This window comes from Amycolatopsis acidicola (assembly GCF_007713735.2).
Classification (GTDB): Bacteria; Actinomycetota; Actinomycetes; order Mycobacteriales; family Pseudonocardiaceae; genus Amycolatopsis_E; species Amycolatopsis_E acidicola.
Genome location: NZ_VMNW02000158.1, coordinates 1 through 10,864 on the forward strand (window position 1 = coordinate 1; position 10,864 = coordinate 10,864).

Sequence of the window (10,864 nt, forward strand, 5' to 3'; positions counted from 1 at the left end):
TGGAACTCGACGAGGACTTCCTCACCGCGCTCGAACACGGCATGCCCCCGACCGGCGGGCTCGGGCTCGGCATCGACCGGCTGATCATGATGCTCACCGGCACCACCATCCGCCAGACCATCACTTTTCCCTTCACCAGAGCCAAATCCTGACCAAGTCCGCGAAAACTGTCAGACCCCGGTGCGACCCTGTCCGCAAACATCCGCGAAAGGAGTCGCCCATGCCCGCCATCGTCCGCCCGGTAGCCGGTGAACGTGACGGCCTGCTGGCCTTTCTGGCCCAGCAGCGCCATGTTCTCCGCATCGCCGCACACGGCCTCACCGACGAGCAGGCCCGCCAGGTGCCCAGCCGCAGCCCGCTGAGTGTCGGCGGCTTGGTCAAGCATGTCGCCATCACCGAGCGAGGTTGGCTGGATGTCTTGTTACAGCGCCAAAGAACCGGCTCCCCACCGGGGAGCGGGTCGGCTGCCGGTGCGGATTTCCAGCTGGAGAAGGAAGAAACGCTGGACGACGTGCTCGCGTGGTATGAAAAGGTCGCGAGCGCAACGGAAAAGGCCGTCAAGCGGTTCGCCGATCTCGGCCAGCCGGTCCCGGTGCCGAAAGGGGTGTCGTGGTTCCCGCAGCACGTCGTGGTCTGGTCGGTGCGGTGGGTGTTGCTGCACTTGATCCAGGAAACGGCCCGGCACGCCGGTCATGCCGAGATAGTGCGTGAACACATCGATGGCGCTACTTCGCCTCCGCTGCTGGCCGCGGCCGAAGGGCGGCCGCCGGCGCCATGGGTCGAGCCCTGGGAGCCGGGTTAGAAGAGCGTGGGCTCGTCGGGCCGCGCGCCCTCGATGACCAGCATCCGCCGCTTGGTGTCCACCCCGCCGGGCGCCGAGAACCCACCCATCTTCCCGCCTGCCGCCAGCACCCGGTGGCAAGGGACGACGATGGGGAAAGGGTTGTGCCCCAAGGCCTGGCCGACGGCCTGGGCCGAGCCGGGCATGCCCAGCCGGGTCGCCACGTCGCCGTAGGTCAAGGTCTTGCCGGGCGGGATCGTCCGCGCGATCTCGTACACGCGGCGATGGAACTCGGGCACGCCTTCAAGGTCGAGCTCGATGTCGGCGAGGTCGAGGCGGTCACCCCGCAACAGGGAGTTCATCTCGTCGATCGCGTGCCGGATGTGGTCCGGGGGCTCGGTTTCGCCGGCCTCGGGGAACTGGCTCTGCAGCCGGGCGCGGGTGACCTGTGGGCTCCGGTCGGGCAGGCGCACGCTGAGCACACCGCGTTCGCCCCAGGCGATCCCGCAGTGTCCGATCGCGGTCTCGAACACCGCGAAGCCCTGAGTAGTCATCAAGCCTCGATTCTCCGGCACGAGACAAGGAGGTTGCTTTTCGGGGGCGCTCCCTGACCGGTGCGACCCGCTCGAATACACATGTTCACATCACGGGAGGTGATGGCCCATCCAGTGACTTTCTTGGAAGGCGCGGCAAGTCTGGCCGAGTCGGCACGGTCGGCCACGTCGGCGGAGGGCGCGGCTGGCATGAGGTGTTCCTTTCCTTGCGGGACGCCACTCACAGTCTGCTCTTCGTCGTGCAGGCCGTCTTGAAGATTCTTGCGCTACGGGAACTGTCGTAGCCGGGGCTTAGCTTGTTGTCATGCGTGCTGCCGTGGAACTGGCCGCCCGGCCAGGGTTTGCCGCGTATGCGGTGTCGTGCGAGGACGACCACCGCGGCTGGTCCGCGCCCGAACAACGGTCAGGGCACGGGCTGGTCCTGGTTCGGCGCGGGCGCTTCCGCCGCCGCCTGGCCGGACGCGTCGCCGACGTCGATCCGACAGTCGGTTATGTCAGCCTGCCCGGCGACGAGGAGTACTTCGCGCATCCCGCCGGGGGAGACGTGTGTACGTCGATCACGGTGAGTCCCGATCTTTGGCACACGATGACCGGCGCCTCCGAACATGGTGACGTGTACGTCGATGCGCGCCTCGACCTCGCGCACCGACGCCTTCTCGCCGCTGTGCGCGGGCAGGACGTCGACTACGCCGTCGTCGAAGCTCTGCTTCACTTGCTTGGCGTTGCACTCCGCCGAGCCACCGTTGGTGTGCATGATTCCGACAGCGCCCTTGTCGCTCGGGCTCGCGCCGCCATCGCCGACGGCCATCCCGGCTTGCTGCCGTTGGCCGAGCGCCTCGAGGTTTCGCCGTACCGGTTGAGCCGCGCTTTTTCCCGCGAGCTGGGAGTGTCGCTCACTCACTACCGGAATCGTGTCCGTGTCGGCAAAGCCTTGGACCGTCTCGAAGCCGGCGAGTCGGACCTTGCCGCCCTCGCCGTCGACCTCGGCTTCGCAGATCAGGCCCACCTCACGCGGACCGTACGTGCCCACTCCGGTGAAACCCCAGCGGTCCTACGTCGTCTGCTGTCGCCGTCACCAGCCTGAACTGCGCTGCCGCCTTGCCCTGCCCGGCTGCTGGAGCAAACGCACCTTCCTACCCTGGGGATCATGGAGCGTGTTCCGGGTCCCGAATCTCAGACCGGCGTCGGCGTGGTGGCGTCGTTCGATTTCACACGGGACAGGGAGTTGTGGCGCTGGGTCCCGCCCGACGTGACCGTGTACCTCACCCGTACCGACCCGATCTCCAGTCGCAATCCCCAGGAGCTGGTCACCGAACTGAACGCAGCTCGCTACCTGGCGGGCCCCACGAAACAACTCGCCGCCGTCGGCGCGCAGGCCGTGATCTATGCCTGTACCGCTTGCTCTTTCATCGGTGGAACCGAAGGCGAAAAGGCATTGCGCGACGAAATGCTCGCCTGTGGCGCGTCGATCGCGTTGACTACCGCCGGTGCGGTCACCCAGGCGCTGGCGGTCGTCGCGGCCAGGCGCGTCGCGGTCGTCCACCCGTACTCGGAACCGGTCGGCGAACGCCTCCGCGCGTATCTGACGGAGACCGGTTTCGATGTGATGGCGCTCCGCGGCTTGGACCTGTCCGCCCCCGAACTCCCAGACGTGACCTACGACCGCGTGGCCGATCTCGTACTTTCCGGCGACCATCCGGCCGCCGACGCCGTTTTCATCAGCTGCACCGCCCTGCCGACCTACGACCTCATCGCCTCGCTCGAACAACACCTCGGCAAGCCCGTCATCTCGGCGAACCAGGCCACCGTGTGGGCGCTCCTGCGCGCCATCGCGCGCCCCGCCCTCGGCCCGCACCAGCACTTAACGCAGCAAGGTGGCTTTGCTACCGATCAGCAGTAGCAAAGCCACCTTGCTGCAAATCCTTCACCTGCGGCAGGTAGTTGGAGTAAACGCACCTTGCTCGGCCCCGCCGCAGCCGGAGCGAACGCACCTTCCCACGCGCCGGATTGGAGCAAATGCACCTTGCTCCCAACCGCCGCGGCTCACCGGAAGCCGGTGGGTCAGCGCTGCGTCCCCTCGCGCCATCCGTTCGTGATCGGCAGCCGCCGGTCCCGGCCGAAGGCCTTGAACGTGATCTTCGTGCCCACCGGGTACTGCCGCCGCTTGAACTCGGAGCGGTCGACCATCCGCAGCACCCGGTCGATCGTCTCCGCGTCGAACCCGGCGGCGATCAGGTCCGCGTACCCCCGGTCGCCCTCGACGTAGTCGTCCAGGATGTCGTCCAGCAGCGGATAGTCCGGCAGCGAATCGGTGTCCAGCTGCCCCGGCCGAAGCTCGGCCGACGGCGGCTTGCTGATCGAGTTCTCGGGGATCGGCGGCGTCTCCCCGCGCTTCTCGGCCTCGGCGTTGCGCCACCGCGCAAGCTCCCACACGTGCGTCTTGAAAACGTCCTTGATCGGCGCGAACGCTCCCACCGCATCGCCGTAGATCGTCGAATAGCCCACGGCGAGCTCGGTCTTGTTCCCGGTCGCCAGCACGAGGTGACCCTCCTGATTGGACAGTGCCATCAACAGCATGCCCCGGGTACGCGCCTGGATGTTCTCCTCGGCCAGCCCCGTCAGCTTCAGCTGATCCACGTACACCCGCACCATGTCCTCGACCGGTTCGGTCCGGAAGTGGCAGCCGAGCCGCCGCGCCAGTTCCGCCGCGTCCGACTTCGAGTGCTCCGACGAGTACTTCGACGGCATCGAAACGCCGTACACGCAATCGGGCCCGAGCGCGTCCACCGCCAGCGCGGCCGAAACTGCCGAGTCGATCCCGCCGGAGAACCCGAAGATCACCGAGCGGGCACCGTTCTTCTGCACGTAGTCGCGCAAGCCGACGACGAGGGCCGACCACACCTCGGCTTCGTCGGAAAGCGGTTCGCTGATCGGCGCCTCCACCGGCTCGTAGGACGGCACGGGTTCGGTGCTGAGCACTCGCCGCCGGACCTGCATCCCTTCGAACTCGCCCTCGGCGCAATGTCCGCCCGCCGGCAGTTCCAGGTCGACCACGAGCAGGTGCTCCAGGAACTGCGGCGCCCGGCCGAGCAGCTCACCGTCCGCGCCGACGACGATCGAATCACCGTCGAACACCAGGTCGTCCTGACCACCGACCGAATTCGTGTAGACCAGCGGCGCCTTCGCTTCGGCCGCGCGCCGGGCGACCAGCGGCAGCCGGATGTCGTCCTTGGACCGTTCGTACGGCGACGCGTTCGGCGACACCACCAGGTCCACGCCGGCTTCGCCCAGCGCGGTCACCGGCCCGCCGTCCTGCCAGATGTCCTCGCAGATCACCATGCCGATGTCCAGCCCGTGCAGCCGCACCACGTCCAGCGTCTGCCCGGCCTTGAAATACCGGTGCTCGTCGAAAACGCCGTAGTTCGGCAGATGGTGTTTGAACTGCCGCCCCACCACTTCACCGTCGTACAGCGCGGCCGCGGCGTCGCGGGTGCCCACCTCGTCGAGGTCGAGATAACCGACGTACACGAGCAAATCGCCGCAGCCGGCTTCGACCAGCCGCCGCGGCAGGTCGTCCACCGCCTTCCGGGACGCCTGCGCGAACGTGGCCCGCAGGGAAAGATCCTCGACCGGGTAGCCGGTCAGGGACATCTCGGGGAACACCACGACGTGTGCCCCCGCCTCAGCGGCCTTCTTCGCCCAATCGACGTGCAGCTGCGCGTTGCCCGCGACATCGCCCACCGTCGAGTTGATCTGAGCCAGCGCGATCCGTAGTTGCGGCATACGCACATTCTCACCCACGCGCCGCGACGCCACAGCCGGATTGTGCCCCACGGAACGAGCAAGGGATGTTTGCTACGACCTCGCCGTAGCGAACATCCCTCGCTCCCCGGTCAGTCCTTTTTCCGGCGCAGCAGGTTCCGCACCTGCTTCAGCGTCTGCTCGAAGTCCGAGTCGAAGGGGTTGTCGTGCACCAGGTACGTCCACGTGGAACTGGCCCTCCGCACGCCCGAGGCCGCCAGGTCGATCCCGTCGTCGGTCAGCTCGGCTTCCTCGAACGACTGGAGCGAACGTTCCTCGATCCCCGGCACGATCTTGCGGAACTCGGGGATCGCCAGCCGGTGGAACTCGTCCAGTGGCGTTTCCCGCGCGAGCGCCCGCAGGTGGATGCTTTCCCGCACATCCGTGAGGAACGCCAGGTGGTCCGACCACAGCTCGTCCAGGTGGAAGAGCATGATCTCCCGGCAGATCTGCTCAAGCTCCGCCTCGCCGAGTTTCTCCTCGAACTCTTCGTACCGCTTCTTCGCCGCTTCCTTCAGCGTTTCGGCGGCGAGATCGGTCCGCAGCAGCTTGTCGCGGTACTTGAGCAGCTCGTGCCGCTGGTGCTCGATCAGCCGCGTGTACCGCCAGGTGTTCCGGTGGATCTCCAGGTGCACACCCTCGGCGACCCGCTGCGCGTGGTTGATCTGCCGCTGCGCCGCGGGGTCGGTGATCTCGCCGGTCTCCTCGTCGGCGTGGATCCCGTCCGGCACATCGGGCGCGTTCGACAGCACCAGCTCGTCGTTCAGGCTCGCGAAGAACACCGCGCTGCCCGGGTCGCCCTGCCGCCCGGACCGCCCGCGCAGCTGCCCGTCCAGCCGGCTCGACGGGTACCGCGCGGTGCCGATCACGTGCAGCCCGCCTAGCTCGGCCACCCGCTCGCGGTCCTTGCCGTCCGCGCCGCCCAGCCGGATGTCGGTACCGCGCCCGGCCATCTGGGTCGACACGGTCACCGCCCCGTGAGTACCGGCTTCGGCGATGATCGCGGCCTCTTCGGCGTCATTGCGTGCGTTGAGCACAACGCACGGCAGGTCGACCTTCGCCAGCTTCTCCGCCAGCTCCTCTGACTCGGCCACGTCCTGCGTACCGACGAGGATCGGCCGCCCGGTCTCGTGCACCTCCCGGATCTCCGTCTCGATCGCCCGCAGTTTCTGCGACGGCGAGGCGAAAATCCGGTCCGGGTGGTCCTCGCGGATGTTCGGGGTGTTCGGCGGGATCACCGCGACTTCCAGTTGGTAGAACTCGCGCAGCTGCTCGGCCACCGCCACCGCCGTGCCGGTCATGCCCGCCACCCGCGGATACCGCGCGAGCAGGGCCTGCACGGTGATCGAGTCGAGGATTTCGCCGCGGTCGGTGGCCGCCACCTGCTCCTTCGCCTCGACGGCCGCCTGCAGCCCGTCCGGCCAGCGCTGCAACTCCGCGACACGGCCGCGCGAGGTGTTGATCAGCTGCACCTTCTCGTCGCGCACCAGGTAGTCGACGTCGCGAGTGAGCAGTGCGTGCGCGTGCAGCGCGACGTTGACCGCCGCCAGCCGGTCGGAACCGGAGTCGCCGTAGAGGTCGATCCCGCCGAGCGCCTTCTCCACCACCGAAGCGCCGGCCGTCGTCAGCCACGCGTTGCGGCCGTCCGAGTCCGTCTCGTAGTGCAGGCCCAGGCGCAGCCGCCGGACGACGTTGGCCACCTCGATGTCGGCGACCGCGTGGTCCACCGAACCCGCCATCACGAGCGGCACCCGCGCTTCGTCGACGAGCACGGAGTCCGCTTCGTCGACGATCGCGACCTCGGGCTCGGGCTGCACCAGGTCCTCGACGCGGGTCACGAGCCTGTCCCGCAGCACGTCGAACCCGATCTCGCTCACCGCGCCATAGGTCACTTCGGCCTCGTAGGACGAGCGCCGCTCGTCACGGCTCAGCGACGGGTCGACCCAGCCGACCGTCACCCCGAGCAGCTTGTAGACCGGCTCCATCCACTCCGCGTCGCGGCGGGCGAGGTAGTCGTTGACCGTCACGACGTGCACCCGCTTGCCTTGCAACGCGAACCCGGCCGCGGCGAGCGCGCCCGCCAGCGTCTTTCCCTCACCGGTCTCCATCTGCACGACGTGCCCGGTGAGCAGGCCCATGGTGCCCAGCAGCTGGACGTCGAAGGCACGTTCGTCGAGCGCCCGGCGCGCGGCCTCCCGGCCCAGCACGCACACCTCGATCAGCTGCTTGTCGTCGAAGTCCGCTTCGAGCCGCAGTTTCGCCGCGCGCTCGGTGAGCTCGGTGTCGCTGAGCTCCTCGACCTCCGCCTCGAGTTCGCCGATCGCCGGCAGCAGCCCTTCGTAGTGGGTCAGCTCGATGCTTCCCGGCCGCTCGATGAACCGGCGCAGCCGCTTCCCCATTCGGCTGATCAGTGCGGGCACCCTCGGTCTCCTGTCTCTCTCCAACCGTCCACCCGGCAACGAGGTGGTGGTGGTCGTGTGTTCCCCGCCAGGATGGCACGATCACGCCGTGCCCCTCCTACAGCGAGCCCGGTCGCGAACCGCGCGAGTCGTCGTCCTGATCGGTATCTGCCTGCTGACCCCGCTCGCGGCGTGCACGTCGGAACATTCGAGCACGCCGGAGGCGGAGCCGAACCAGACCGAGTCCCGTGGTCCGGTGGGGCCGGTGCCCGCCGGCTTGGACAAGTTCTACGCGCAGCCGCTGACCTGGGGTGAGTGTGCACCCTACGCGACTTCCGACGACGCGAAATCCGCCTTTGGTAGCCAAGATCTGCAATGCGCGCGGCTGACCGTCCCGCTGGACTACGCCAACCCGCAGGGCGACACGATCACCATCGGGGTGCTGCGGCACAAAGCCACGGGCAACCGGATCGGCGCGCTGGTGATGAACCCGGGTGGCCCCGGCGCGTCCGGGATGGTGGCCGCCGCGAGCCTTTCGTCGCAGATGTCGAATTCGGAGCTGGGGCAGCGGTTCGATCTGGTCGGGTTCGACCCGCGTGGCATCGGCGCCAGCGAGCCGGAGGTCAACTGCCTGACCGACAGCGAACGGGACGCCGATCGCGAAAAGGACCTCGACACCGATGGCTCGCCGGAAGGCGTGGCCAAGCAGGAAGCGGACTCCAAGGACTTCGCCACCAAATGCGCCCAGCGCACCGATCACGGCACGGCGATGCTCGCCAACCTCGGCACCCGCGACGTCGCCAAGGACATGGACGTGCTCCGTTCCGCGCTGGGCGAACAGAAGCTGACCTACCTCGGCTACTCCTACGGCACTCGGATCGGCTACACCTACGCCGAAGCGTTCCCCGGCAACGTGCGCGCGATGGTGCTCGACGGGGCGCTGGATCCCAACGAGGACGAAACCGAGTCACTGGTGAACCAGGGCGCCGGGTTCGGCAAGGCGTTCACGGAATTCGGGAAATGGTGCGCGGCGCGGCAGGACTGTGCGCTGGGAAATGACGCGGCGAACGCGACGAAGGCGTACCAGGATCTGGTCCGCCCGCTGATCGACAACCCGGTCAACATCGGCGACGGCCGCAAACTGACCTTCGACGACGCCACGCTCGGCACCATCCAGGCGCTGTACTCCCAGCAGCTGTGGGAGCCGTTGAACACCGGGCTCAACGAGCTCAAGCGCGGCCGCGGCACCACGCTGATGGCGCTGGCCGACCAGTACAACGAACGTGACCAGCAAGGTCACTACTCCAACACCCAGGACGCGTTCACCGCGATCCGCTGCGTGGACGACCCGCGGGTGACCGACAAGAACGAGATCCTCAACGCCGAGAACCAGTACGACCAGGTCGCGCCGTTCCTCGACGACGGCAGGCCGAACGGCGCCGCGCTCGACGCGTGCGCGTACTGGCCGGTGCCCAACACGTCGGAGCCGCACGAGCCGAAGGTTTCCGGTGTGCCGCCGGTGCTGGTGATTTCGACCACCAACGATCCCGCCACGCCGTATGAAGCCGGGGTGAACCTCGCGAAGGCGATGAACGGGGCACTGCTGACCTTCGAGGGCACACAGCACACCGTTTTCCTGCAGGGGAACTCGTGCGTTGACGACGCCGGCACGGCGTATCTGGTGGACGGGACACTGCCCGCGGCCGGGAAGCGTTGTGCCGCACAGTGACTGAGCTGGCACGATGTGACAGATGCGTTTCCGTCGCTGGCGGCTCGTGGCCGTCGTGTGCCTGGTGCTCTGTGCGCTGACGGCGTGCAGTACCGCGCAGGCCCCGAGCCGGGCCCCGCACCCCTCGCCGGTGTCGGACGTGCATGCGTTCGACAGGTTCTACGACCAGAAACTGGTCTGGGGTGACTGTGCGCCGTACGCGACGAATGGGCAGAGCCAGGACGCGTTCCGCACGCCCGGGGTCGAGTGCGCGCGGCTGACCGTGCCGCTCGACTACGCCCGCCCACAAGGGCAGACGATCACCGTGGGTGTGTTGCGGCACAAGGCTTCCGACCAGACGGACAAGATCGGCTCGCTGGTGATGAACCCCGGCGGGCCGGGCGGTTCCGGGATGGAGGCGGCGGCGCATCTCGTGCAGAGGGTGTCCGGCAACGCGATCGGCCTGCGCTTCGATCTCGTCGGTTTCGATCCGCGCGGGGTCGGCGCGAGCCAGCCGCGCGTGCACTGCTTGACCGACGCGGAACGGGACGCCGAACGTCAGAACGATCTGGGGGACGGCACCTCGCCTGGTTCGGCTGCCGCCTGGGCGGCGCAGGCGAAGGATTTCGCGGGCAAGTGCGTGCAGCGCACCGGTGCGGACGTGCTGGCGAACGTCGGCACCAGGGACGTCGTCAAGGATCTCGACGTGCTGCGCGCGGCCTTGGGCGAGAAGAAGCTCAACTACCTCGGCTACTCGTACGGCACCCAGATCGGCTACAGCTACGCGGAGGCGTTCCCCGCGAACGTCCGCACCCTGTTGCTCGACGGGGCGATCGACCCGAGCGAGAGCCAGGCGGACTCCTTGGTCGGACAGGGAAACGGCTTCAACCGCGCATTCGGGATGTTCGCCGCTGAATGCGCGAAGCACGCCGGCTGCGCCATCGGCCAGGACCCGTCCCGAGCGACGCAGACGTTCACCGACCTGATCTCCCCCTTACGCAACAACCCCGCGCCGGCCGGGGGAGGAAGGAAGCTTTCCTACGACGACGCCATGACTGCGCTGGTCGAGGCGATGTACTCCCAGCAGTCGTGGCCGCTCCTGAACAGCGGCCTGAACCTGCTCCGCGCCGGTGACGGCAGCGTGCTGATGAAGCTCGCGGACGGCTATTACGACCGCGGAGCCGACGGGCGCTACTCGTCGCTGCAGGACGCGTACTACGCGGTGCGCTGCGTCGACAACCCGCGAGTGACCGACCCGGGCGCGGTCGAGGCGATCCACCAGCGCATGCTCACCGCCGCGCCGTTCCTCGGCGGCGGCCGGCCCGACGAGGGCGAGCCGGACGTCTGCGGCGCCTGGCCTGCTGCGAGCACCTCCCAGCCACATCATCCGACGGTGCCCGGCCTGCCGCCCCCGCTGGTCATCTCGTCGACGAACGATCCGGTCACCCCGTACCAGGCGGGCGTCAACCTCGCCGGCGACATGGGCGGCGGCCTCCTCACCTACGACGGCGCGCAGCACACGGCCTTCCTGCACGGCAACCAGTGCGTCGATGTCAACGGCCTCGCCTACCTCGTCGACGGCACCCTGCCCCCACCCGGCACTCGCTGCCCCACCTAACCC

At 68.2% G+C, this 10,864-nt stretch carries 9 protein-coding genes; 6 read left to right on the top strand and 3 right to left on the bottom strand.

All coding sequences use genetic code 11. From position 1 onward, the window contains the following. Together FPZ12_RS47175 and FPZ12_RS44280 are read left to right on the top strand one after the other, a co-directional pair. The coding region (locus FPZ12_RS47175; RefSeq protein WP_166463112.1) for an amino acid--tRNA ligase-related protein at positions 1–152 on the top strand (152 nt) is incomplete at its 5' end. A gap of 68 nt (positions 153–220) precedes the next feature. Further along, positions 221–802 (top strand): DinB family protein, encoded by a 582-nt coding sequence (locus FPZ12_RS44280; protein ID WP_144760218.1) that lies wholly within the window; start codon positions 221–223, stop codon positions 800–802. On the opposite strand, the gene FPZ12_RS44285 is transcribed toward FPZ12_RS44280, so the two are convergent. Then, positions 799–1,335, bottom strand: a complete 537-nt coding sequence (locus FPZ12_RS44285; RefSeq protein WP_144760215.1) for a methylated-DNA--[protein]-cysteine S-methyltransferase — start codon at positions 1,333–1,335, stop codon at positions 799–801. The two genes, FPZ12_RS44280 and FPZ12_RS44285, sit on opposite strands and share 4 nt — an antisense overlap. A 586-nt stretch (positions 1,336–1,921) precedes the next feature. Here FPZ12_RS44285 and FPZ12_RS46790 point away from each other — a divergent pair. Together FPZ12_RS46790 and FPZ12_RS44295 are read left to right on the top strand one after the other, a co-directional pair. Further along, positions 1,922–2,419 (top strand): helix-turn-helix domain-containing protein, encoded by a 498-nt coding sequence (locus FPZ12_RS46790; protein ID WP_243770353.1) that lies wholly within the window; start codon positions 1,922–1,924, stop codon positions 2,417–2,419. A gap of 63 nt (positions 2,420–2,482) precedes the next feature. After that, positions 2,483–3,235 (top strand): maleate cis-trans isomerase family protein, encoded by a 753-nt coding sequence (locus FPZ12_RS44295; RefSeq protein ID WP_144760209.1) that lies wholly within the window; start codon positions 2,483–2,485, stop codon positions 3,233–3,235. Between the two features lie 161 nt (positions 3,236–3,396). On the opposite strand, the gene FPZ12_RS44300 is transcribed toward FPZ12_RS44295, so the two are convergent. Together FPZ12_RS44300 and secA2 are read right to left on the bottom strand one after the other, a co-directional pair. Further along, positions 3,397–5,118 (bottom strand): NAD+ synthase, encoded by a 1,722-nt coding sequence (locus FPZ12_RS44300; RefSeq protein ID WP_144760206.1) that lies wholly within the window; start codon positions 5,116–5,118, stop codon positions 3,397–3,399. A gap of 110 nt (positions 5,119–5,228) precedes the next feature. Beyond that, on the bottom strand, positions 5,229–7,556 hold the full coding sequence (gene secA2, locus FPZ12_RS44305) for an accessory Sec system translocase SecA2 (RefSeq protein WP_144760203.1): 2,328 nt from the start codon (positions 7,554–7,556) through the stop codon (positions 5,229–5,231). Between the two features lie 151 nt (positions 7,557–7,707). Here secA2 and FPZ12_RS44310 point away from each other — a divergent pair, with 151 nt between their 5' ends. After that, positions 7,708–9,264, top strand: a complete 1,557-nt coding sequence (locus FPZ12_RS44310) for an alpha/beta hydrolase (RefSeq protein WP_424923711.1) — start codon at positions 7,708–7,710, stop codon at positions 9,262–9,264. A gap of 22 nt (positions 9,265–9,286) precedes the next feature. Beyond that, positions 9,287–10,861 (top strand): alpha/beta hydrolase, encoded by a 1,575-nt coding sequence (locus FPZ12_RS44315; RefSeq protein ID WP_150980798.1) that lies wholly within the window; start codon positions 9,287–9,289, stop codon positions 10,859–10,861. Positions 10,862–10,864: the final 3 nt, after the last annotated feature.